The 23,897-nt window shown below is 64.0% G+C and carries 23 protein-coding genes and 1 pseudogene; 18 read left to right on the top strand and 6 right to left on the bottom strand.

Going from position 1 to position 23,897, the window contains the following annotated elements:
- Positions 1-194 (bottom strand): annotated as a pseudogene (locus ACESL9_RS10465) (C4-dicarboxylate ABC transporter substrate-binding protein); the annotation flags it as partial.
- Between the two features lie 195 nt (positions 195-389).
- On the opposite strand from ACESL9_RS10465, the gene ACESL9_RS10460 reads away from it, so the two are divergent.
- Complete coding sequence (locus ACESL9_RS10460; RefSeq protein WP_372614748.1) at positions 390-1,199, top strand: division plane positioning ATPase MipZ; 810 nt, start codon at positions 390-392, stop codon at positions 1,197-1,199.
- 978 nt (positions 1,200-2,177) lie between these two features.
- Here ACESL9_RS10460 and ACESL9_RS10455 read toward each other — a convergent pair.
- A complete protein-coding gene (locus ACESL9_RS10455) occupies positions 2,178-3,038 on the bottom strand; it encodes a DMT family transporter (RefSeq protein WP_372615045.1) in 861 nt (286 codons plus the stop codon).
- Positions 3,035-3,475 carry a MarR family winged helix-turn-helix transcriptional regulator gene (locus ACESL9_RS10450; RefSeq protein WP_372674798.1) on the bottom strand — a complete coding sequence of 147 codons (441 nt, stop codon included), beginning with the start codon at positions 3,473-3,475 and terminating at the stop codon, positions 3,035-3,037. Before ACESL9_RS10450 ends, ACESL9_RS10455 begins: the two co-directional genes overlap by 4 nt.
- A gap of 70 nt (positions 3,476-3,545) precedes the next feature.
- Here ACESL9_RS10450 and hmgA point away from each other — a divergent pair, with 70 nt between their 5' ends.
- The 9 genes from hmgA to ACESL9_RS10405 all read left to right on the top strand — a co-directional run bounded on the left by hmgA (position 3,546) and on the right by ACESL9_RS10405 (position 13,073).
- Positions 3,546-4,901 (top strand): homogentisate 1,2-dioxygenase, encoded by a 1,356-nt coding sequence (gene hmgA, locus ACESL9_RS10445; RefSeq protein ID WP_372615043.1) that lies wholly within the window; start codon positions 3,546-3,548, stop codon positions 4,899-4,901.
- A 78-nt stretch (positions 4,902-4,979) separates the two neighbouring features.
- Complete coding sequence (gene fahA / locus ACESL9_RS10440) at positions 4,980-6,236, top strand: fumarylacetoacetase (protein WP_372615042.1); 1,257 nt, start codon at positions 4,980-4,982, stop codon at positions 6,234-6,236.
- A 78-nt stretch (positions 6,237-6,314) separates the two neighbouring features.
- Positions 6,315-7,265: an MBL fold metallo-hydrolase gene (locus ACESL9_RS10435; RefSeq protein ID WP_372615041.1), complete on the top strand. Its 951-nt coding sequence runs from the start codon at positions 6,315-6,317 to the stop codon at positions 7,263-7,265.
- A 5-nt stretch (positions 7,266-7,270) separates the two neighbouring features.
- Positions 7,271-8,035, top strand: coding sequence for a hypothetical protein (locus ACESL9_RS10430; RefSeq protein WP_372615040.1), 765 nt, complete (start codon positions 7,271-7,273; stop codon positions 8,033-8,035).
- Positions 8,032-9,645 carry an FAD-dependent oxidoreductase gene (locus ACESL9_RS10425; RefSeq protein ID WP_372615039.1) on the top strand — a complete coding sequence of 538 codons (1,614 nt, stop codon included), beginning with the start codon at positions 8,032-8,034 and terminating at the stop codon, positions 9,643-9,645. Before ACESL9_RS10430 ends, ACESL9_RS10425 begins: the two co-directional genes overlap by 4 nt.
- Before the next feature lie 6 nt (positions 9,646-9,651).
- Positions 9,652-9,846 carry a DUF2783 domain-containing protein gene (locus ACESL9_RS10420; RefSeq protein ID WP_372615038.1) on the top strand — a complete coding sequence of 65 codons (195 nt, stop codon included), beginning with the start codon at positions 9,652-9,654 and terminating at the stop codon, positions 9,844-9,846.
- A 178-nt stretch (positions 9,847-10,024) separates the two neighbouring features.
- Positions 10,025-11,440, top strand: a complete 1,416-nt coding sequence (locus tag ACESL9_RS10415; protein ID WP_372615037.1) for a pyridoxal phosphate-dependent decarboxylase family protein — start codon at positions 10,025-10,027, stop codon at positions 11,438-11,440.
- A 2-nt stretch (positions 11,441-11,442) separates the two neighbouring features.
- A complete protein-coding gene (locus tag ACESL9_RS10410; protein ID WP_372615036.1) occupies positions 11,443-12,216 on the top strand; it encodes an aldolase/citrate lyase family protein in 774 nt (257 codons plus the stop codon).
- A gap of 206 nt (positions 12,217-12,422) precedes the next feature.
- Positions 12,423-13,073, top strand: coding sequence for a GntR family transcriptional regulator (locus ACESL9_RS10405; protein ID WP_372615035.1), 651 nt, complete (start codon positions 12,423-12,425; stop codon positions 13,071-13,073).
- A gap of 3 nt (positions 13,074-13,076) precedes the next feature.
- Here ACESL9_RS10405 and ACESL9_RS10400 read toward each other — a convergent pair whose 3' ends face one another.
- A complete protein-coding gene (locus ACESL9_RS10400) occupies positions 13,077-13,772 on the bottom strand; it encodes a type 1 glutamine amidotransferase (RefSeq protein ID WP_372674797.1) in 696 nt (231 codons plus the stop codon).
- A gap of 85 nt (positions 13,773-13,857) precedes the next feature.
- Between ACESL9_RS10400 and ACESL9_RS10395 the strand changes: the two genes are divergently transcribed.
- Genes ACESL9_RS10395 through ACESL9_RS10385 form a run of 3 tightly spaced genes read left to right on the top strand, consistent with a single transcriptional unit; the run spans position 13,858 to position 16,765 of the window.
- Complete coding sequence (locus ACESL9_RS10395) at positions 13,858-15,117, top strand: cytochrome P450 (RefSeq protein ID WP_372615033.1); 1,260 nt, start codon at positions 13,858-13,860, stop codon at positions 15,115-15,117.
- 28 nt (positions 15,118-15,145) lie between these two features.
- On the top strand, positions 15,146-16,435 hold the full coding sequence (locus ACESL9_RS10390) for a glutamine synthetase (protein ID WP_372615032.1): 1,290 nt from the start codon (positions 15,146-15,148) through the stop codon (positions 16,433-16,435).
- A gap of 15 nt (positions 16,436-16,450) precedes the next feature.
- A complete protein-coding gene (locus ACESL9_RS10385; protein WP_372615031.1) occupies positions 16,451-16,765 on the top strand; it encodes a 2Fe-2S iron-sulfur cluster-binding protein in 315 nt (104 codons plus the stop codon).
- Positions 16,766-16,817: 52 nt separating this feature from the next.
- Here the strand turns inward: ACESL9_RS10385 and ACESL9_RS10380 are convergent, their stop codons facing one another.
- On the bottom strand, positions 16,818-18,701 hold the full coding sequence (locus ACESL9_RS10380) for an SLC13 family permease (RefSeq protein WP_372615030.1): 1,884 nt from the start codon (positions 18,699-18,701) through the stop codon (positions 16,818-16,820).
- A 210-nt stretch (positions 18,702-18,911) separates the two neighbouring features.
- Positions 18,912-19,373 carry an Lrp/AsnC family transcriptional regulator gene (locus tag ACESL9_RS10375; protein WP_372615029.1) on the bottom strand — a complete coding sequence of 154 codons (462 nt, stop codon included), beginning with the start codon at positions 19,371-19,373 and terminating at the stop codon, positions 18,912-18,914.
- Positions 19,374-19,518: 145 nt separating this feature from the next.
- On the opposite strand from ACESL9_RS10375, the gene ACESL9_RS10370 reads away from it, so the two are divergent.
- From ACESL9_RS10370 to ACESL9_RS10350, 5 genes are all read left to right on the top strand, one after another.
- Complete coding sequence (locus ACESL9_RS10370) at positions 19,519-19,836, top strand: DUF2849 domain-containing protein (protein ID WP_372615028.1); 318 nt, start codon at positions 19,519-19,521, stop codon at positions 19,834-19,836.
- Between the two features lie 16 nt (positions 19,837-19,852).
- Complete coding sequence (locus tag ACESL9_RS10365; RefSeq protein WP_372615027.1) at positions 19,853-21,484, top strand: nitrite/sulfite reductase; 1,632 nt, start codon at positions 19,853-19,855, stop codon at positions 21,482-21,484.
- Positions 21,485-21,490: 6 nt separating this feature from the next.
- Entirely contained in the window at positions 21,491-22,222 is a 732-nt protein-coding gene (locus ACESL9_RS10360; protein ID WP_372615026.1) for a phosphoadenylyl-sulfate reductase, read from the top strand.
- A complete protein-coding gene (locus ACESL9_RS10355; protein WP_372674796.1) occupies positions 22,219-22,644 on the top strand; it encodes a DUF934 domain-containing protein in 426 nt (141 codons plus the stop codon). The genes ACESL9_RS10360 and ACESL9_RS10355 overlap by 4 nt, the downstream gene beginning before the upstream one ends.
- 164 nt (positions 22,645-22,808) lie before the next feature.
- Positions 22,809-23,663, top strand: coding sequence for a ferredoxin--NADP reductase (locus ACESL9_RS10350; protein WP_372615024.1), 855 nt, complete (start codon positions 22,809-22,811; stop codon positions 23,661-23,663).
- The last annotated feature ends 234 nt before the right edge of the window (positions 23,664-23,897 follow it).

Raw genomic sequence — 23,897 nt, 5'->3', positions numbered from 1 at the left:
GACAGGCCGCCATAGCTGATGTTCATGGTGAATTCGCCGTCGGTCTTCTCGGCGACCAGTTCGGCCAGCTTCTCGACATGTTCGGTGAAAGCGCGGCGCTTGCCCCAGACCGAGACGTTCCATTCGGTCGCGATCGCCTCACCGGCAAAGCCGAGCGTCAGGGCCGCCACGGCGGCCGTTCTCATGTATCTCATGTGCATTCTCCCTGTTTTCGACCCTCCTCCGGGGCCGTTTGCGCGACATACCCTAAACGCCGCGCGCAGCCCTGCCAAGCCCGCATTGGCGCGATGCTTCTTCCGCTTTCCAAATCACGTCCTACAACATATAGTGTGTGCAACAAGGCGAAACGCGGCGGCAAGCCGGGCGCCAGGCAAGGGGCGAGACGGGCAATGGCACATATCATCGTTGTCGGAAACGAAAAGGGCGGCGCGGGCAAATCGACCGTGTCGATGCATGTCGCCACGGCGCTGGCGCGGCTCGGGCACAAGGTCTCGGTGCTCGACCTCGACCTGCGCCAGCGCACCCTGGGCCGGTACATGGACAACCGCCACCGCTTTACCGAAGCCTCGGGCCTCGATCTGCCGGGGGCGAGCTATCATGACCTGCCCGAGATCGACAAGGCGGGCCTCCAACCCGGCGAAAACATCTATGACCACCGGCTTTCGGCCGCGGTGGCCACGCTCGAACCCGACAGCGATTTCATCCTGATCGACTGTCCCGGCTCGCACACGAGGCTGAGCCAGGTCGCGCACAGCCTGGCCGATACGCTGATCACGCCGCTCAATGACAGTTTCATCGACTATGACCTTCTCGCCCATATCGACAATGACGGTGTCAAGATCCTCGGCCCGTCGGTCTATTCCGAAATGGTCTGGTCGGCGCGGCAGCTGCGCGCGCAGGCGGGGCTCAAGCCGATCGACTGGGTGGTGATGCGCAACCGGCTGGGCGCACAGCGGATGGTCAACAAGGAAAAGATGGAAAAGGCGCTGGAGCGGCTGTCGAAACGCATCGGGTTCCGCATCGCGCCCGGCTTTCACGAGCGGGTGATCTTTCGCGAGTTGTTCCCCCGCGGGCTGACGCTCCTCGATCTCAAGGATATCGGGGTCAAGCAGTTGAACATTTCGAACATCGCCGCACGGCAGGAGTTGCGCGACATGATGAAGTCACTGAACCTGCCCGGCGTCGAGGTGGATTTCTGAAGGTGGTGGGATGTCGCTGGTCGGTACTTTCCGAGCCTTGGCAACATAGCGCCACAGAGGGCAGCACATGGCCGCGGTCGGGTGCTCACAACATCAGCGCCGAGCAGTTAATCTCGCAACGTCATCCCTCGCCCAGACCGGCGCGCACCCTATCAAAAGCACCCGGCCGGGGGGCGGCCCTGTGCTGCCCGGGCGGCTTCGCCGCTGTTCCGGGCGGGAGGGACTGTCAGGTGGGCTATGCGGGACGAGGCGATCAGTACAGATCTTTGAACAACTCGTTCAGCGCCGCCTGACTTGCACTTCTTTTCATGATGGTGAAACGAGAAAGGTGGGGCAGGCCAATCCATGTTCCGCCTGCAAAATTTCCCCTGGAAGCAGTGTAGTTTCCCCAACCTATTGGGTAGGTTCTGGTATCGCGAACCATAAGCAATCTTGAAATTTCACGATTTGTCGTGCCCCCATTGACACCACGACACTTGGACAAGCCTTGTCGAGGATTTCCGTCCAGAGATTTCCACCGAATGCAATCGCTTCGGAAGAGCCCAGCAGGCTATCTTCGCTTGGGGACCGAAACGGGATGAGATTTCCCGCCAGAACGTCTTCTGGCTCCACGTCGAGCCTGTTGAAAAGCGCCATAACCTGATCTTGCAGGGAACTGCTTCGCCCCCAGTTTTAAACTTCCTTGCGATACGCAGACCCTGCCTCAGCTGAGAACTCGCCGTGCGTTGGATCGACACACCTGCCGCCGGGGTTCAAGCCGATAAAGGCAACGCGCGCTCCAGAAAGAACGCGGCGTGGGCTGTAGAGCAGACGCCAACCAAACGCACCATCGGGGTAACGCCGAAGCCGTGCTTCATACACGCTCTGAATAGCAGCCTCCAAACGTTCGGCATCAGATGCAGCGTTCATCATGCTTGCCCTGTTCTCCCATTCATCAAGCTATCCAATCGACCTTGAGGCCGTCCATAATGGCTCCAGTCACCCCCTCCGCCGCGCCAGCGCCACCGCGTTGGAAAGCGCCAGGGCGCCGATCACCACCGCCCCGCCGATGAGCGCATAGGTGCCCGGGTCTTCGCCCAGAATCCACCAGGCCAGCAACGGCGCCAGCACCGATTCGAGCAGGATCAGCAGCCCGACCTCGGCCGAGGGGATATAGCGCGGACCAAGCGCGAGGCCCATCGAACTGCCCGCGATGAAGGCGCCGTGGAAGGCCACGAGGTGCCAGCTGTCGCCCGGAATGCTCATCGGGGCGATGAAGGGCCACAGGAGCATCGAGGCGCCGATATAGCCTATTGGCACCGCAGCCACCATCGACACGCGCCGCACCTTGCGCGCCGCCGTCAGACCGGCGCCGAAGAGCGCCGCCACGCCCAGCGCGGTCAGGTCGCCGGTCCAGTGCGCGCCCTGCGTCTCGTCCGAACCATAGGCCAGAATCGCCAGCCCGACCGCCACCGCGATCATCGTCAGCACCATCCGCCGCGATACCCGTTCGCCCATGAAGAGCCAGGAAAAGATCGCGGCAAAGACCGGCAGGGCGGCGATGATAAAGACCACGTTGGCCACCGATGTGAGGCTCACCGCCAGTGGAAAGAGCACCCCGGCCCCGCCCACGGCCACGATATAGACCGCGCCATAGGCACCGGTGCCGGGCAGCAGGCGATAGGGCGCGGTGCCCTGCCAGGCCAGCACGCCCACGAGGATCAGCCCTCCCGCCCCCAGCCCGCGCCAGAACGCGATGACCAGCGCGTCGGCCTCGATCAGCCGCACGAAGATCGAATCGGGCACCACCATCAGGACAGCCAGCGTGGTGATCAAAAGCCCCTTGACCTGGTCGCTCATGCCGCACCGCTTGCCAGCGCGCGCAGCATCCGTCTGAGTGTTGCCATGTCGGCATCCGAAAATCGCGCCGCCAGCGCCGAATCATATTCCATCGCCACCTGCCGCAGGTCGCGATAGGCACGCCGCCCCGCCTCGGTGAGTTCGAGATATTCCAGCCGCCGGTCCGCCCCGTCGCGCTGGCGCGTCAGGAACCGCCGCTCGGCCAGTTTGGCCACCGCGCGGCTGATCTTGGTCTTGTGCATCTTCGAACGCTCCCCGATTTCCTTGGCGGTCATTTTCCCATATATTCCAAGATGAAACAGCACCCGCCACTCGGTGCGCAACATGCCGTAGCGATCCTTGTAGATCTGCTGGAACCGCAATGAGCTTTCTTCCGCCGCCTGGTTCAAAAGATAAGGCAGGAAATTCTGTAAATCGAAATCATCTGCTATGCTCACGACGAACCCCTCCTGCCGTTGTTAGTTACAAAATCAACTGTTAACAGCGCAACCACAAAGGAGACGCCCAATGAACAAACAATCCTTTCCCCATCACATGACCCAGGCGCCGTCGGTGCCCGGCCCGCACGAGGGCTACATGCCCGGTTTCGGCAATGATTTCGAGACCGAGGCGCTTCCCGGCGCGCTGCCACAGGGTATGAACAGCCCGCAGAAATGCAACTACGGTCTTTATGGCGAACAGCTTTCGGGCACCGCCTTCACCGCCCATCCGCCGGAACGCACCTGGACCTATCGCATCCGGCCCAGCGTCAAGCATTCGCATCGCTACTCGCGCATCGACCTGCCCTATTGGAAAACGGCGCCGCATGTCGACCCCGAGGTCGCGAGCCTTGGCCAGTATCGCTGGGATCCGGTGCCGCATTCGGGCGAGACGCTGACCTGGCTCACCGGCATGCGCACGATGACCACGGCAGGTGACGTGAACACGCAGGTCGGCATGGCCAGCCATATCTATCTCGTCACCGAATCGATGAAGGACGCCTATTTCTACTCGGCCGATTCCGAACTCCTGGTGGTGCCGCAGGAGGGCCGGCTGCGCTTTGCCACCGAGCTTGGCATCATCGACATCGAACCGCGCGAGATCGCCATCATACCGCGTGGCCTCGTCTACCGGGTCGAATTGCTCGAAGGCCCGGCGCGCGGCTTCGTGTGCGAGAATTACGGCCAGAAATTCGAGCTTCCGGGCCGCGGCCCGATCGGGGCCAACGCGCTGGCCAACCCGCGCGATTTCAAGGCGCCGGTGGCCGCGTTCGAGGATCGCGAGACGCCCTCGACCCTGACCATCAAGTGGTGCGGACAGTTCCACGAGACGCAGATCGGGCAAAGCCCGCTCGACGTGGTGGCCTGGCACGGCAATTACGCGCCCTACAAGTATGACCTTTCCACCTATTGCCCGGTCGGCGCGATCCTCTTTGACCACCCCGACCCGTCGATCTTTACGGTGCTCACCGCGCCGTCGGGCGTGCCGGGGACCGCGAATATCGACTTCGTGCTCTTCCGCGAACGCTGGATGGTGGCCGAGGACACGTTCCGCCCGCCGTGGTATCACAAGAACATCATGTCCGAGCTGATGGGCAACATCCATGGCCAGTATGACGCCAAGCCGCAGGGCTTCGTTCCGGGGGGGATGAGCCTGCACAACATGATGCTGCCGCACGGGCCGGACAAGACTGCCTTCGAGGGCGCGTCGAACGCCAATCTCGGGCCGGACAAGCTCGACAACACCATGTCGTTCATGTTCGAGACGCGCTTTCCCCAGCACCTGACCGGCTTTGCCGCCAACGAGGCGCCGTTGCAGGACGATTACATCGACTGCTGGACCGATCTCGAAAAGAAATTCGACGGCACGCCCGGCAAGAAATGATGTCGATCACGGGTGTCGCCCCCCTGCGCAAATCCGTAGGGTGGGCGGCAACCCACCATGCCCGACAAAGGACGCACCATGACGCTTCTCAAATCCTGGGTGGCCTCGGCCAACGACCCGAAACACCCTTTTCCGCTCAACAACCTGCCCTACGGCGTCTTTTCGACCGACACGTTCGATCCGCGCTGTGGCGTGGCCATCGGCGACATGATCCTCGACATGCGCCGTGCCGAGGAGGCGGGGCTCGTCTCGCTCACCGACACGCCGCTCTTCGACGTGCCGTTCTGGAACGAGGTGATGGAGGAAGGCCCCCAGCTCTGGGCCGCCCTGCGCGAGCGCATCACCCAGATCCTCGCCGAGGGCAGCCCCGACCGCGAGCGCGCCGAGCCGCTTCTCGTGCCGCAATCGGAGGTCGAGATGCACCTGCCCTTCCTCGTGGCGGAATTCACCGACTTCTATGCCGGCAAGCATCACGCGGTGAACGTGGGCACCATGTTCCGGGGCGCGGAAAATGCGCTGCCGCCCAACTGGCTGCACATTCCCATCGGCTATAACGGGCGCGCCTCTTCGGTGGTGGTCTCGGGCACGGATGTGCGCCGACCCTGGGGGCAGCTCAAATCTCCCGATCACGACAAGCCCGCCTTCCTGCCCTGCCGCCGCTTCGATCTCGAACTGGAAATGGGCGCCATCGTCGGCCAGCCCTCGGACGGCCCCGTCACGGTGGACGAGGCGTTCGAGATGATCTTCGGCTACGTGCTCCTGAACGACTGGTCCGCGCGCGACATCCAGGCCTGGGAATACCAGCCGCTGGGTCCGTTCCAGGCCAAGGCCACGGCGACCAGCATCAGCCCATGGATCGTGACCGCCGCGGCGCTCGATCCGTTCCGCTGTGCCACGCCCGAACGCGAGGTCGAGCTTCTCGACCATCTCAAGGACACCGGGCCGATGCTCTATGACATCGACCTTGCGGTGCGCCTCGCCCCCAAGGGCAAGCCTGCGACCGAGATCACGCGCACCAATTACCGCGAGATCTACTATTCCTCGGCCCAGCAACTGGCGCATCATTCGACCAGCGGCTGCCCGATGACACCGGGCGACCTTCTGGGCTCGGGCACGATCTCGGGACCAACCAAGCCCGAGCGCGGCTCGCTGCTCGAACTCAGCTGGGGCGGGAAAGAGCCGATCACCCTCGACAGCGGCGAAACCCGCAGCTTCCTCGAGGACGGCGACACGCTCACGCTCTGGGGCGCCGCCCATGGCGATGGCTACACCATCGGTTTCGGCGAATGCACCGGCACGATCCTGCCCGCGCTCGAAGACCCTTACAAACGCTGAACCCTTCATCTTGCCCCGAATACTCCCGCCGGAGACATCCAACCCATCCACGGCGGAACGCGAAAAGGAACCGCACCCATGGCCAAAGCATTCGCATCCCAAGGCGACATGACCGAGAAAACCATCACCTTCGACGAGATCGGCGAGGGCCTTTACGCCTTCACCGCCGAGGGCGACCCAAATTCCGGCGTGATCATCGGCGACGACAGCGTGATGATCGTCGAGGCGCAGGCCACGCCGCGCCTCGCGCACAAGGTGATCGAGAAGGTCCGCGAAGTGACCGACAAGCCGATCAGCCACCTCGTGCTGACCCATTACCACGCCGTGCGCGTGCTGGGTGCCAGCGCCTACGATGCAGGGCAGATCATCATGTCGGATGCCGCCCGCGCCATGGTGGTCGAGCGCGGCCAGGAAGACTGGGACAGCGAGTTCCAGCGCTTCCCGCGCCTCTTCGAGGGCCATGAGAGCATCCCGGGCCTGACCTGGCCCACCACCACCTTCTCAGACGCGATGACCGTCTACCTGGGCAATCGCCGGGTGGACATCATGCACCTGGGCCGCGCCCACACGGCAGGTGACGCGGTGATCCACGTGCCGGATCAGAACGTGATGTTCACCGGCGATATCGTCGAATACCATTCCGCCTGCTATTGCGGCGACGGGCATTTCTCCGATTGGGGCGACACGCTCGACGCGATCAAGTGGTTCGATGTCGATGCCATCGCGCCGGGGCGGGGTGACGCGCTTGTCGGGCGCGAGATGGTCAATGCCGCCATCGAGAACACCCGCGATTTCGTCGAAAGCACCTACAAGCCCGCCGCCCGCGTCGCCGCACGCGGTGGCAGCCTCAAGGAGGCATGGGACGCGGTGCGCGCCGAATGCGACCCAAAGTTCAGCGAATACGCGATCTACGAGCACTGCCTGCCCTTCAACGTGGCCCGCGCCTATGACGAGGCGCGCGGGCTGGACACGCCGCGCATCTGGACCGCCGAGCGCGACCTGGAAATGTGGGACGCGTTGCAGGGCTGAAAGCGATGCGGCTAGGCGATGGGATCGATTTCTTCAAAAGCAAGGCTGAGCCCGAGTTGATCGCCCAACTCTTGGCGGCGTGCACAATATGGATAGATCCCGTCTGCTTCCGAAGATTGCCTGTTTGGGCTCCATACACCTACCGCAAGGCCCCACTATACAAGAGCGATTGGACGACACGACAATCCAACAAGGGCGAGCCCAAGCGCGAAGGGAATGTAGCCGCAAGCAAGGCGCAGAACCGATACCTGGGAATCGCAGGACGAAATGCGCGCACACGCCCGAACTGGGCCTGTTGCCACATCTGGGGCAATGACGACGAGTCATTCCAAAGTGACTATTCGGAGGTCAATGACCCACGTTATTTCACCTGTGCGGCCAATATGGTGCTCGTACCAACACCTTTGAAAACCTTTACAGATACGGTTCCCGAGGTGAAGTCCGCATTACGCTTTGCCGCGTATCTGCTCTACGGCTTCATCCCTGAGAACCGCCCCGTACCCTCTGCAAAGGACGCTGGACACTTCCTGCCGAAAAGCTGGCAAGTAGAAGAAACGATCAATTACTCCTCGATCACCACGAAGATCGAAGCAGACTTGAAGAAGCGGGCCGCGACACTACGCGATCTTCAATCATGTGCAGGCCCGAATTACCCTAGAGACCAAGTGAACAATGTTGTTAACTACTGGAATACGCACCTTCCAGAGTGCTTGTTCTCAGGTTGGACTACGAGCAACCAAGCCCACCCGCCCTTGGAGGAGACCCGATGAACAAGATCTTCGAAGTGCCCCTTTATCCCTATGAACGCTCGCCCGATCAGGATGCGCCCGCGCCCGTGCGCCACCCGGTCGTGGTGATCGGCGCGGGGCCCGTGGGCCTTGCCGCGGCGATCGACCTTGCCCAGGACGACGTGCCCGTCGTGGTGCTCGACGACAATGACAAGGTCTCGTTCGGCTCCCGCGCGATCTGTTTCGCCAAGCGCCCGCTGGAGATTCTCGACCGCCTCGGCTGTGGCCACGAGATGGTGGAAAAGGGCGTGAAATGGGATGTGGGCAAGGTCTTTTTCGACACCCGCAAGGTCTATGAATTCAACCTCCTGCCCGAGGAAGGCCACGAATTTCCCGCCTTCATCAACCTGCAACAGTATTATTTCGAGGAATACCTCGTGAACCGCGTCCGCGAATTGCAGGACGCGGGCAAGCCGATCGAGATCCGCGGCCAGAACAAGGTCGAAGCGATCGGCACCCATGACGATCACGTCAAGCTCGAGGTGGCGACCCCCGAAGGCGCCTATACGCTCGAGGCCGACTGGCTCATCGCCTGTGACGGGGCCGGATCGCCCACCCGCCGGATGCTGGGGCTCGATTTCGTCGGTCGCGTCTTCGAGGACAATTTCCTCATCGCCGACGTGGTGATGGAGGCCGATTTCCCCACCGAACGCTGGTTCTGGTTCGACCCGCCCTTCAACCGCGGCCAGTCGGCGCTTTTGCACAAGCAGCCCGATGGTGTCTGGCGGATCGACCTGCAACTCGGTTGGGACATCGACAAGGAAGAGGAAAAGAAGCCCGAGAACGTCATCCCCCGGCTCAAGGCGATGCTGGGCGAGGACGTCGAGTTCGAGCTGGAATGGGTGAGCATCTACACCTTCCAGTGCCGCCGGATGGAAAAATTCCGCCACGGCCGGGTGATCTTTGCCGGTGACGCCGCGCACCAGGTCTCGCCCTTCGGCGCGCGCGGGGCCAATTCCGGGGTTCAGGACAGCGACAACCTGGTCTGGAAACTCAAGCTGGTGATGCAGGGCAAGGCGCCCGACGCCCTGCTCGACAGCTACGACGCCGAGCGCATCCACGGCGCCGACGAGAACATCCTCAACTCGACCCGCTCGACCGATTTCATCACCCCCAAATCCGAGATGAGCCGCATCCTGCGCGACGCGGTGCTGGACCTGGCCGAAGAGCATGAATTCGCGCGGCCCCTGGTGAATTCGGGGCGTCTTTCCGTGCCCTGCACCTATGACGGCTCGCCGCTCAACACCGCCGATGCGCTCGAAGACGGGCCCGCGCGCACCCGCCCCGGCGCGCCCTGCCCCGATGCGCCGCTGGGTGACGGGTTCCTGCTGCCGAAACTTGCCGGCAAGTTCACGCTGCTGACCATCGACGCCGAGGCGCCCGATCATTTCGAAGAGGCGGGCATCGAGGTCGAGCGGCTGGCGCTCTCGGTCAAGGACGACAAGACCCTCGCGCTCAAGCAGCGCTATCTTGGCGTCGCAGCTTCGGCGGTCTATCTCATCCGCCCCGATCAGCATGTCGCGGCCCGCCGCGAAAGCTGGAACGAGAACATCTTCCGCGCCGCGGTCCGCCGCGCCACCGGACAGGAGTGAGTGAGAATGGCCGAACTGATCCTGACCCCCAATATCGACACGCCCGACGATTTCTATGCCGACCTGCTGGCCGCGCATGAGGGCCTGACCAAGGAGGAAAGCGACGCGCTCAACGCGCGCCTGATCCTCGTGCTGGCCAACCATATCGGCGACCGCGAGGCGCTGACCCAGGCGATCACGGCGGCCAGAGCCAAGGGCTGAGCACCTGTCCGAAGGCAACCGGTGCCCACCATCGGGCAGCGCCTGCCCCGGGCGGGGGCGACGTCGATCAGGCAAGAGCCCGCTTTTGACATTTGCCCCGCATCATGCCCTGCTCTGGCTTGCCGGGGATATGCCCCGGTGATAAAGTTAACACATTAACTGAAATGCGGAGGGCCGGATGCGCTGGAGCGACTTTCCGAAATGGGGCACGTGGCTGGGGGACTGGGCGGCGCGCTATCACGCGGGGCTGCGCGACCGGCCGGTGCGCGCGCAGACCAAGCCCGGCGATATCGCCGCGCAGCTCGCCGAACAGCCACCGGAAGAGCCGCAACCGCTGGACGACGTGATCGCCGATTTCGAACGCATCGTCATGCCCGGCATGACCCATTGGCAGCATCCGCGCTTCTTCGCCTATTTCCCGTCGAACGCCGCCCCCGCATCCGTTCTGGCCGACCAGATCGTCACCGTCATGGCCCCGCAATGCATGTTGTGGCAGACCTCACCGGCGGCGACCGAGATGGAAACCCGGATGATGGACTGGCTGCGCCAGGCCATTGCACTGCCCGACGATTTCCACGGCGTGATCCAGGACAGCGCCTCCTCGGCCACGCTGGCCGCGATGCTGACCCTGCGCGAACGCGCGCTTGGCTGGCAGGGCAATCAAGAGGGCCTGTCCGGCCAGCCCCGGCTGCGCGTCTATGCCAGCGCCGAGGTGCACAGCTCGATCGACCGCGCGATCTGGATTTCCGGTATCGGGCAGGAGAACCTCGTGCGCATCCCCACGCGCGGGCCTTTGCGCGCGATGGAAGTTGATGCGCTCGACGCGGCGATCCGCGCCGATCTCGCCGCCGGATTCCGCCCCGCGGGTATCATCGCCTGCACCGGCGGCACCGGCACGGGCGCCTGTGACGACATCGCCGCCACCTGTGACGTGGCCGAGGAACACGGGCTTTTCATCCATGTCGATGCGGCCTGGGCCGGGGCGGCGATGATCGCGCCCGAGTTCCGCCCCCTCTGGGCCGGGGTGGAGCGCGCCGACAGCGTGGTCCTCAACCCCCATAAATGGCTGGGCACGCAGTTCGACCTCTCGGCGCATTACGTGAAATCGCCCGAGGATCTGACCCGCACGCTGGCGATCCAGCCCGAATACCTCAAGACCCACGGGGCCGACGGCATCATCAACTATTCCGAATGGTCGGTGCCGCTCGGTCGGCGCTTCCGCGCGCTGAAGCTCTGGTTCCTGATCCGCGCCTATGGCCTTTCGGGCCTGCGGATGCGTATCCGCGACCATGTCGCCTGGTCCGAGGCGCTTTGTGAACGGCTGCGCGCCACCCCCGGCTTCGAGATCGTAACCGAGCCGGTGCTGTCGCTTTTCACCTTCCGCCATGCGTCCGAGGGCACGCGCGACGCGGACGCGCACAACCTTGCGCTTGTGAATGCGATCAACGACGATGGCCGCATCTACCTGACCCAGACGCGCACGGGCGACGCGCTCGTCATCCGCTTCCAGGCCGGGCAGTTCGACGCGACCGAGGATGACATCGCCACCGCCTATGACGTGATTACCGAGATCGCCGCCACACTGAAGGAGTAACCATGCCCGCCCCTATCAACCGCTTCAAGGCCGCCCTGAAAGAGGGCAAGGTTCAATATGGCTGCTGGGCCGGGTTTGCCGATCCTTACGCGACCGAGATGCTGGCCACCGCCGAGTTCGACTGGCTGGTGATCGACGGCGAACACGCGCCCAACGACCTGCAAACCGTCATGCATCAGCTTCAGGTGCTCGACGGCAAGCATTCCGAAGGCGTGGTGCGCCTGCCGGTGGGCAATGACTGGCTGATCAAGCAGGTGCTCGACACGGGCGCGCAGACCCTCCTGATCCCGATGGTCGAAACAGCCGAACAGGCCCATGATCTCGTCCGCGCCATGCGCTATCCGCCCGAGGGCATTCGCGGCTCGGGCGCGGCCCTGGCGCGGGCCTCGCGCTTTTCGGACATTGCCGATTACATCCCCACCGCCAATGCGCAGATGTGCCTGCTGGTGCAGGTCGAAACCGTGAAGGGCATGGAAAACCTCGATGCGATCCTCCAGGTCGAGGGCGTGGACGGCGTATTCATCGGCCCTTCGGACCTTGCCGCCGACATGGGCCACCTGGGCGATGCCAACGCCCCCGAGGTGCAGGAGGCGATCCGCGCCGGCCTGGCCCGGATCAAGGCTTCGGACAAGGCGCCCGGCATCCTTGCCGTCAATGATGACGTGGCCCGGCAATATGCCGAATGGGGGGCACAGTTCCTTGCCGTGGGGATCGACGTGCTGATGCTGGTCAGAACCGCGCGCGAAACCATCGCCCGATGGCGCGCGAGGGGTTGAGCGGCGCGCGCTGCATTAACCCCTGGCGTCATCCCTTTGGCGTGCATCGCCTGACAGCCGCGCGGCAGCCGGGAGTCATACGCATGTCACCCCCCTGTCCGGCGCCGACGCGGCGGCGTTAACCCCACCGCGCGCAGCCCTTCCATAAATATACGTAAAAGCCTAGACTGGCCGAAATCTTTCGCGCGAAAAGGCTCAGAATCCGCATGGCAGGCCAGACCGAAACCATCATCGCCGCCGTTCTTGCGGACATCGACAGGGGCGCCCTCAACCCGGGCGACACGATCGACGAACAGTCCCTGACCGATGCCCACGGCGTTTCGCGCACCCCGGTCCGCGAGGCGATGATCCAGCTCGAAACCGCCGGACTCATCACCCGCCACCCGCGCAAGGGCGCCACCGTCTTTCGCCCGACGCTCGAAGAATTCCTCGCCATTCTCGAGGTTCATTCCAAGCTCGAAGGCCAGGCGGCGGGGCTGGCGGCCCGGCGTCTCTCGCGCTCCCATGCCCGCGCGGTGGAGGCCGCGACCGCCGCCTGCGAGGCCCACGCCACCACCCATGGCGACGCGCAGCCCGATCACTATTATCAACTCAATCTCGACTTTCACCGCAGCGTGGCCGAAGCGGCGGGAAACCCGTTTCTGCTCGACATGATCAAGACCAACGCGCGCAAGCTCATGGCCTATTACCGGGCGCGCTATCACTATGCCGGGGTCATCGAGACATCGGCGCGCGAACACCGCGAGATTGCCACGCTGATCGCCGACCGCCGCGCGGGTGAAGCCGAAGAGTCCATGGCCCGCCATGTCAGCTTCGACCACGTGACCGCGATGGACCTGCTTGCCGCGCTCTCCTGACGTTCACGCGGCATCTACTTGTTTTTTCTCAAGGAACCTTGCAATCCACTCGGCCGTTCCGGCCATGTCGGGTGGTGTGCCCAGCGACGCGCGCGCCCGCGCCGTGATCTCGGGGCCAAGCTCTTCGGCCAGTTCCTCGATCAGCGCGGCAACGAAGTCCGGCTCCATCTCGGGGTGGTATTGCGTCGTCATGACGCCATCGCCGATCACGAATCCCGCCACCGGACAGCCCGGGCCAGTGGCGATCACCTCTGCCCCTTCGGGCAATCGCAGAACCTGCTCGGAATGGCTGGAGTAGATCGGCATTTTGCGCCCGTCAGTGAACTCCGCCTCGACTTGCCCGAACACCCAGCCATCCGGGTTCGGCCCCACCCCGCCGCCGAGGGCCGTGGCGATGACCTGGTGCCCGAAACAGGCCCCGAACAGCGGGATGCCCGCCGCGACGATTTCGCGTACCAGCGCTTCGAGCCGGGCAACCCACTCCGCGCCCGAGTTGACCGAGGCGGGCGAGCCGGTGATCATCACCCCGTCGATGCCCTCAAGCGTCTCGGGAAACACCCCGTCCTTGACCGGGCAGACCACGAACGCCCAGCCCGGCCTGACCCGCCGCATCATCGCCGGAAACTTCTCGCCATCCCTGGGCCAGCGATGGGCAAAATCGCTTTCGTCGGTATTCGTCATCAGGATCGCGATGCGCATGGTCGAATTCCTTTGCATATTTATTGCTTCCTACAATATACTTAACAACACAACAACACGAATCCATAGCGGGAGGCGCCGAAAAATGACCATCTGGACCCCCACCGATGACGGCTATGCCGACCTGACCAGCCACGACAGCTTTGCCAAGGGCGCACCGCACAACACCTTCGCCCGCCTGCGCCGTGACGACCCGGTGCACTGGACCCCCTATGACCAGGGCGAGGATTTCTGGTCGATCACCCGCAATGCCGACATCGCCGAGATGAACCGCAACACGGCCGTCTTTTCCTCGGCCCGCGGCATCCGGATGGAGGATCAGAGCTATGAGGAATACCTCGCCCGCCGCACCTTTCAGGAGACCGATCCACCCGAGCACATGATGACCCGGATCAAGGTGGCCAAGGCGTTCTCGAAACCCGTGATCGCCGCTTTCGAAGAGGATATCCGCAAACTCTGTGACGAAATCCTTGACCAGGCGCTCGCCCAGGACAGCTTCGACGCAACGAAAGAGATTGCCCGGCAACTGCCGATGCGAATGCTGGGCCGCATCCTTGGCCTGCCCGACGAGGATCTGCCCTGGCTGGTGGAAAAGGGCGACGCGCTCATTGCCAACACCGATCCGGATTTTACCGATCACGTGCTCGATCAGATGACCACGGACGAGTTTCGCATGATGCCGTTCAACTCGCCCGCGGGCGCCGAGCTTTTTCAATATGCCAAGACACTCATGGCCGAGAGGGACGCCTCGGGCGACACCTCGGGCGTGCTGCACATGATCCGCCAGCCCGCGAGGGATGGCAGCGTGATCACCGAAGAGGAGTTTCGCAATTTCTTCTGCCTGCTGGTGGCGGCGGGCAACGACACCACCCGCTATTCGATCGCGGCGGGTATCCAGGCGATGTGCCATCAGCCAGAACTCCTAGGACAGATGCAGGCGGGCGGCGACATCTGGGACACGGCGCCCGACGAGATCATCCGCTGGGCCACGCCCGCGCTCTATTTCCGCCGCACGGCGATGCAAGACCATGAAGTCCATGGAAAAAAGATCAGGGAAGGCGACAAGGTGCTGTTCTGGTGGTCCTCGGCCAATCGCGACGAGGCGGCGTTCGACGAACCGTTCCGCGTCAATCTGTTTCGCAGCCCCAACAAGCACCTGAGCTTCGGCCAAGGGGGGCCGCATGTCTGCCTGGGCATGTGGCTGGCACGGCTCGAGGTGCGGGTGCTGTTCCAGGAACTGGCCAAACGCATCAAATCGGTTCAGGCTGACGGCGACCACGAATTCCTCCGCTCGAATTTCGTGGGCGGGATCAAGAAACTGCCGGTGCGGATCGCCCGCGCGTAAAAAGGCAGGCCAGACCAGGGAGACCACCATGCAAGACCGCCTGCGCGCTATATTCTGCGACCACCTTTCGATCATCCGGGGCAAATACCTGCCACACACGAAAATAGCCGATTCCGGCACGCGGTTCTGCCGCTCGACCTTCGGCGTGCATTACGACAAGGATCTGCTCGACGCGCCGGGCGCGATGATGATGGAGGGCCTGCCCGACATGGAGCTGCGCTGGCGCCATGACGAGATCCGCCAAAGCTGGGACGAACGCACGCAGATCGTGATCGGCGATCTCTACGACGACGCGGGCAAACCGCTGCCCTTGTGTCCACGCGGTGCACTCAAGCGCGCGGTGGCCGACTGGCGCAAGCGCGGGCTCACCCCCAAGGTCGGAATCGAGCTGGAATGCTTTGCACTGCAAGCCGACGAAGACGGTCGCCTCGTCCCTTACGACGCGCCCGGCGGCGTGGTCTATGGCACCGGGCCGATGACCGACCCGCTGCGCTTCAACGATGCGATCTGGGACATGTCCGAGCAGATGGGCTTTCACCTCGAGATGATCACCGCCGAGTTCGACAGCCCGCAATTCGAATTCGTGCTGACCTTTGACGACGCGGTCAAGGCGGTGGACGATATCGTGCTGTTTCGCCTGATGGCGCGCGAGATCGCGCTCGAACACGGGGTGGTCCTGAGCTTCATGCCCAAGCCCATCGCCGAGGCGGGTGGCTCGGGCATGCATGTCAACTTTTCCTTCACCGAAGTGGATGGCGGCAACGCGCTCTCCTCCGGTCCGCGCGGCGGGCCCGAGCACATGAACGACCTGGCGCGCGGTTGCCTTGCCGGTCTTCTGCATCACCACAAGGGGCTGGCGGGCCTGATCGCGCCGACGGCGAATTCCTATCAGCGGCTGCAACCCGGCTCGCTCTCGGGGTTCTGGCAGAACTGGGGCGGCGATCACCGTAACGTCACCACGCGCATATCCTCCGAAGGTGGCGCAAAGGCGCGGCTCGAACATCGCATGGCCGATGCCAGCGCCAACCCATATACCGCCACCGCGGCCGTGCTTCAGGCCGCGCGGCTGGGAGTGGAAAACGGATATGACCTGCCGCCGATCGAAACCGGCGACGGGTTCGACAACACCGATGCCAAGGAAAGCACCGCAATCGACCTCAAGGGCGCCATTGCCGATCTCAAGGCCGACAGCGCGCTTTGTGCCGCGGTGGGGCCGCTCTTGTGCGACAACCACATCTACATGAAGGAAAAGGAAGTGAAAAAGACCAAGGATCTCGAAGGCGACGCGCTGCGGGATTTCTATGTCTATTTCGTCTGAGCCAAGGGAGGATACATGAAAGTCACCTGGAAACTGCCCGACGGCGGCGAAAAGACCGCCGAGGTCGAGACCGGCACCTCGATGATGCAGGCGGCCGTTGACAACAACGTGCCCGGGATCATCGGCGAATGCGGCGGCACGCTATCCTGTGCGACCTGCCATGTCTATGTCGACGAAGCCTGGCTCGACCGGACGGGCGCCGCGGATGATTTCGAGGATGCAATGCTCGACGTGGCCGAGGCCGAGCGCCGCGCCAGCTCGCGGCTCAGTTGCCAGATCGAGGCCGACGACGATCTCGACGGGCTGGTTCTGATCGTGCCACAGCCCTGACGCGCGACGATTTCGCACCGGAAAACCGTCTGCCACGCAGGCCGGTCGCGGGTCAGTAAAGCAGGTTCAGGACCACCATCGACACGATCAGGAACAGAACCGTCATCACCCCGCCCGAGCGCAGGAAATCGGCCACCTTGTAACCCGCCGGCCCCATGATCAACGCGTTGACCTGATGCGTGGGGATCAGGAAGGAATTCGAGGTCGAGATCGCCACCGTCAGCGCGAAGATCGCCGGATCGCCCCCCGCCGCAAGCGCGATCGACACGGCCAGCGGCACCAGCAGAACCGTCGCCCCCACGTTCGACATGACCAGCGTGAACACCGTGGCCAGGATCGCGATCCCGACCTGCAAGGCCCAGACCGGCCAGCCCTCCAGAAGCCGCAGCACGTGATGCGCGATCCAGTCGGCGGTTCCCGTCGCCTGCACCGCGTGGCCCAGCGGAATGAGACTGGCCAGCAGGAACACGGTCTGCCAACTGACCGCCGCATAGGCCTCGTCGATGCGCAGCACCCGCGACGCGATCATCCCGGCCGCCCCCACAAGCAGCGCCAGCGACAGCCGCACATCGCTGAAGATGACCAGGATCAGCGCCACGAGGAAAAAGAACAGCGCCCATCCCACCTTCTGCGGGCGCAGTTCCTCGCGCGGGAAATCCGATGTGACCACGACGAAGTCACGCCCCCGCGACAACCGCGACAGCGTGTCCCATGCTGTGAACACCGCCAGCGTGTCGCCCTCCTGCAGGCGCACGTTCAGGATATCGTCGGCCTCGTGGTCACGGGTCTCGACCAGCGAGAGCGTCTGGCCCTGCCGGTGCACCGCCAGGAGCGACAGGCCATAGGTCCGCCGCAGCGCAAGTTCCAGCGGGGTCTTGCCGATCACCGGGCTGCCCGGTGGCACGACGACCTCGCCCACCCCGGTGACGGTCGGGGCGAAATCCTCGGCAAAGACATCGAGATCGTCGAGCACTTCGAGCCCGTACCATCCTGCCACCTCCTCGATCACCCGGCGGCGGCCGAGTATGGCAAGACGGCACGGCGTCTGGATCTTCGTGGCCACCGGCGGCGTCATCCAGCGCCGCCCGGCATGATAGGAACCGATGATATAGAGGTTGTGCGCCAGCATGATGTCGCGAAATGCCTGTCCCTCGAGCAGGTTCCCGGCCGGCACCACCACCTCGACAATGTCCGACTTGAGCCCATAGGTCTGCTTGAGATACGCGCCCATCGCCTGCCCCGAGGTGCGGTCATCGCTGGCGCTCCTGCTGGGCAGAACCCAGCGCCCGAAGATCATGAAATAAAGCACCCCGGTCGCCACGAGGGCGAGGCCCACGGGCGTGACCGAAAACAGGCCGAAACGCTCCATCTGCTGCGTGTCCGGCAGGGTCTCGTTGGCGCTCAGGATCAGGTCATTCAAAAGGATCAGGGGTGACGACCCGACAAGCGTCATCGTTCCACCAAGGATGGCGCAAAACCCCATCGGCATCAGCAACCGCGACAGAGGAAGCCCGGTGCGCACCGAGATCCGGCTGACCACAGGCAGAAACAGCGCCGCCGAGCCGACGTTCTGCATGAAGGACGAGATCACGCCCACCGTGGCCGAAATGATCGGGATGATCCGCGCCTCGGTGCGCCCGCCATAGCGCAGGATCACGCCCGCCACCTTGCCCATCAGCCCGGTCCGGTCGAGCCCGGCCCCGATGATCATCACCGCGATGATCGAAATGACCGCGTTGGATGAGAAACCCGCGAAAAGATGCTGCTCATCGGCCAGTTCCTCAAGCCCGGGAATCTGGCTCAACATGCCCAGAAGTACCAACATGAGGATCGCGGTGACGTCGATGCGAAAGACCTCGGTCACGAAGAGCGTGACCGTCAGCACCAGGACCCCGAGCACAACCATCATCTCCGTGGTCAGCACGATCGGTTCCATCAGGCGCTCCCCTTCCTATTCGCGGATGAGAATATGGCCTTGCACACCGAACCGCAAAACGATTTCCGCGTCAGTTTCGCCCACGCAGCGCAAAAGTGCGGGGCGTGACCGGAAGATGGGTCCGGATACGCTTGATGCCGCAGCGACCGCGCGTGACGGCCGACGATCGCCCCGGCAGACCCGGACACCGCACGCGACGACCTTCCACCCTCACAACGGCAACGCCACCGTCGATTTGATCTCTTCCATGCTCAGGAGCGCGGTCACGTTGTGAACCTTCACCTCGGAGATCAGCGCCTGGTAGAAGGCATCATAGGCGCGCGCATTCTGCACGCGCACCTTGAGGATGTAGTCGATGTCGCCCGCCAGCCGATGTGCCTCCTGCACCTCGGGCCGGTCGCGCAGCGCCTTGAGGAATGCCGCCTGCCATTCCGCCTCGTGCTCGCTGGTACGGATCAGCACGAAGAAGCAAGCCTCGAAACCCAGCGCCTCGGCATCGAGCAGAACGGTCTGCTGACGAATCACCCCGCCCTCGCGCATCTTTTTCACCCGGTTCCAGACCGGTGTCTTGGAAGAGCCCACGCGCCGTGCGATCTCATCCAGAGACTGCCCCGCGTCGCGTTGCAGTTCGACAAGGATTTTCCTGTCCAGTTCGTCCAGCCGGGTCGCCATTCCCCAGTTCTCCTCATTTCCCGAACAAACCCGTCAACCCGACGCGCTTGCAAAACACATGTCCTTATTATCTCGCATATCTAGCGTGAGATGGGAATAATTTCCTAATATGAAGGACAGAAAATCGACCCCAGAGGAGGCCACCATGTCCGATCCCCTGTCCAAGATCGTCACCGCCAATGCACTGACCAGCGGAGATGTCGTCTATCTCACCGCGCGTGGCGACTGGAGTCCGGAAATCGTCGAAGCCGACTTCATGACCGACGCCGCCGAGGCCGCGGCCCGCCTGTCGGAGGTGCAATGCCAGAGCCAGCTCGTGATCGGCCCCTACATCGCCGATGTCACGATCACTGCCAATGGCCCCGTCCCGGTCACCCGCCGCGAGGCCATGCGCGCCGCCGGTCCCTCCATCACTTATGGCCCCGAGTCCGCATCGGGTGCCACCGCGATTGCCGCCGAATAATCCCCGGAGCCAACCAATGCCTCTCGACAGTTATCTCGCCACCCGCAGCGCCCAGTTTCGCCAGCAGGTCGCCCGACGCCTCGACGGCTCGCTCACCGAGGAGGAGTTCCGCCCGCTACGGCTCATGAACGGCGTCTACCTGCAACTCCATGCCTACATGCTGCGCGTCGCCATCCCGTATGGCACCCTGACAAGCGACCAGCTGCGCGCGCTGGCGCATATCGCCGAACGCTGGGATCGCGGCTATGGCCATCTCACCACCCGCCAGAACATGCAGTTCAACTGGCCGCGTCTCGTCGACATCCCCGACATGCTCGATCACCTCGCCACCGTCGGCCTGCACGCGATCCAGACCTCGGGCAACACCATCCGCAATGTCACCGCCGACCCCTTCGCCGGGGCCGCAGAAGACGAGATCGCCGATCCTCGCCCGGTGGCCGAACTCATCCGCCAGTGGTCCACCGACCACCCCGAATTCCAGTTCCTGGGGCGCAAATTCAAGATCGCGGTCTCCGGCGCCGCAGAGGATCGCGCCGTGCTCAAGGCGCATGACCTGGCCATCCGCATTCGAGAAAAGGACGGGGCGCGCGGTTACGAAATCCTCGTTGGTGGCGGCCTCGGCCGCACGCCGATGGTGGGCCAGACCCTGAACCCGTTCCTGCCCGCCGCGGACCTCCTGCCCTATATCGAGGCTGTGCTGGCCACCTACAACATGCTCGGGCGGCGCGACAACAAGTACAAGGCGCGGATCAAGATCGCCGTTCACGAACACGGCATCGACGAGATCCGCCGCCTGACGGAAACGGAGTTCACGCGCCGCCGCGCCGCCTTTCACGGGGCGGACCAGGCGCTGTTGCGCGATCTCGAACGGCAATTCGCCCTGCCCCCGCTCACCGCGGGGGACGACACAGCCTATCACGCCGCCCGCGAGGCCGATGCCGGCTTGCGCAGCTTTACCGACACCAACACCGCGCCGCACAAGGCCCCGGGGCATGCCATCGTTACCGTCTCGCTCAAACCGTTCGGTGGCATCCCCGGTGACATCACCTCCGCACAGATGCGCGCGCTGGCCGACCTGGTGGACGCCCACGCCTATGGCGAGTTGCGCTTTTCCCCCGAGCAGAACATCATCCTGCCACATGTGCCCCTCGCGGTCCTGCCCGAGCTCTACAAGGGCCTTCTCGCCCAGGGTCTGGCGACCGCCAATGCCGGACGCGCCTCGGATATCGTCGCCTGCCCCGGGCTCGACTATTGCACGCTTGCCACCGCGCGCTCGATCCCGCTGGCACAACAGATTTCCGAAATGCTCGACCGCACCGGGCTCGACGCCGATCTGGGGAAGCTCAAGATCAAGATCTCGGGCTGCATCAACGCCTGCGGCCATCACCACCTGGGCCAGATCGGCATACTCGGGCTCGACAAGCGCGGCGTGGAATCCTACCAGATCACGCTGGGCGGCACCGATGGTGATGCGCTGGCCATCGGCGAACGCACCGGCCCCGGCTTCTCGGCCGACGAGATCGTTCCGGCCATCGCGCGCCTGCTCGACGCCTATCTCGAACTGCGCGAGGACGAGGACGAAGGCTTCCTCGCCGCCTATCAGCGCCTCGGCCCCGATCCGTTCAAGTCCGCCCTCTACCAGGACTGATGTCCCATGCTTCATCTTGCCCCAGATACTCCCGCCGGAGGCACCCGCGTTCTCCACCCGCGCAGCATCGAGGTGCTGAATGCCCATTTCGCCATCCGCCCCGCCGAGGAGTTGCTCGACTATGCCCTGTCCGGCGCGCTCGGGCGGATCGCGCTGGTCTCGTCCTTCGGCGCCGAATCCGCGGTGCTTTTGCACCTGGCCGCGCGGCTCGACGCCGCCACCCCGGTGCTTTTCCTGGACACCGAGATGCTCTTTCCAGAAACGCTCGCCTATCAGCGCGCACTGGCGACGCGGCTCGGCCTGACCAACATCCACCATATCCGCCCCGGGCCGGTCGCAGCGGATCTGCACCGCACCGACCCCGATGCCTGCTGCGCCGCGCGCAAATCCGCACCGCTCGAACAGGCGCTGGTGGGTTTCGACGGCTGGATCACCGGGCGCAAGCGGTTCCAGTCCGGCACCCGCGCGACGCTACCGCTGGTCGAACCCGACGCCGGACGGATCAAGCTCAACCCGCTGGCGCACTGGCAACGCGACCGCATCGCCGACTATTTCGACACCCACGCCCTGCCGCGCCACCCGCTCATCGCGCGCGGCTATGCGTCGATCGGTTGCGCCCCCTGCACCACGACGGTCAACCCCGGTGAAGACCCCCGCGCCGGGCGTTGGCGCGGACAGGCGAAAACCGAATGCGGCATCCATTTCGTGCATGGCCGCGCAGAAAGGACAAAGACATGACCACGATCCTTGTCCGAGACACCGGCTTCGTGCCCGAGGACTGGCCGCATGGCTTCACCGACACCCCCCGCGAGATCGCGGGTGACCACGGCGCCGGGCTCGATCCCGACCCGCAGGCCGACCTCGCCGACCTTGCCCCCCGCCTCGCTTCGATCGGCATGATCCGCATCGCGTTCTCGGGCTTTGCCGATGGTCGCGGCTTCACCACGGCACAGCAATTGCGCCTGCTGGGCTATCGTGGCAGGCTGCGCGCCCATGGGCCGCTCATCGCCGATCAATACGCCATGGCGCGGCGCGCCGGCTTTGACGAGGTCGAGATCCCCTCCGAGATCGCCACCCGCCAGCCCGAGGCCCAGTGGCGCGCCCGTGCCGACTGGCAGGCGCATGATCACCAGGGCCGCCTGCGCGCCGCGATGCCCTGATCGGCACCAATCCCACGCCTGCCCCGGCCCCGCGTTCTCGCAGGCCATTCACATCCGCCACCGAGGCGCCCGACTTGCGCCAGATCAAGGACGTCGGCACGATGGACCTTCAAAAATCCGCACAACCTGATATGGAGGGGCAAATCGTTTGCCCGCAAACAATCATGACCGAGTTGAGCCCCGTGACCCAGACCCAAGCGACCAAGACACCCAAGGCACCCACCCTGCCCGACGCGCAGACCGTGACCTCCGTCAAGCATTACACCGACCGGCTATTTGCCTTTCGCGTGACCCGGCCCGCGAGCCTGCGTTTCCGCTCGGGTGAGTTCGTCATGCTCGGGCTGATGCAGACCGACGAGAAGACCGGCAAGGAAAAGCCGCTTCTGCGCGCCTATTCCATCGCCTCGCCGTCCTGGGACGAGGAACTGGAATTCTATTCGATCAAGGTGCCCGACGGCCCGCTCACCTCGCGGCTTCAGCATATCGAGCCGGGCGACCAGATCATCCTGCGCCCCAAACCCGTGGGCACGCTGGTGCATGACGCGCTCCTGCCGGGCAAACGCATCTGGTTCTTCGCCACCGGCACCGGCATCGCGCCTTTCGCCTCGCTCCTGCGCGATCCGCAGACTTACGAGGATTACGAAGAGATCATTCTCACCCATACCTGCCGCGAGGCGGGCGAGCTTGATTACGGGCGGGAGTTGATCGAGAATATCCGCTCCGACGAGATGCTGGCCGAACTGATCGGCGAGGGCTTCCACGAAAAGCTCAAGTATTACCCCACCACCACCCGCGAAGAGAGCGCCAGGATGGGGCGCATCACCGATCTGCTGCGCGCGGGCGATGTCTATGCCGATCTCGGTGTCGAGCCGATCCGGCCCGAGACCGACCGCGCGATGATCTGCGGCAACCTCGCCTTCAACCTTGAACTCAAGGCGATGCTCGAAGAGATGGGGCTCGAGGAAGGCGCCAATTCCGACCCCAAGCATTACGTGGTCGAAAAGGCGTTTCTCGACTGATCCCGCCCGTTCGGGTACGGCGCGCGCCGGCCGCGCGACGCCAGGCCCCGGTGCGATGCTAGAGCGTCGCCATGTTGCCCAGCAGGATCCCGGTCATCTCCACCTCGAGGTCACTGTCGAGGCTTGCGATTTCCATGCCACGGGGCACGGTGGTGTTGTCAACGTCGAGCGCCAGTGACGCCCAGTCGGTCTCGGCATCGACGAACACCCAACGCGGGGCGTGGTCGCTGGCCA

It is taken from the genome of Aquicoccus sp., from assembly GCF_041686535.1.
Lineage (GTDB): Bacteria > Pseudomonadota > Alphaproteobacteria > Rhodobacterales > Rhodobacteraceae > Aquicoccus.
This window is presented reverse-complemented; position numbering and strand designations above follow the sequence as displayed.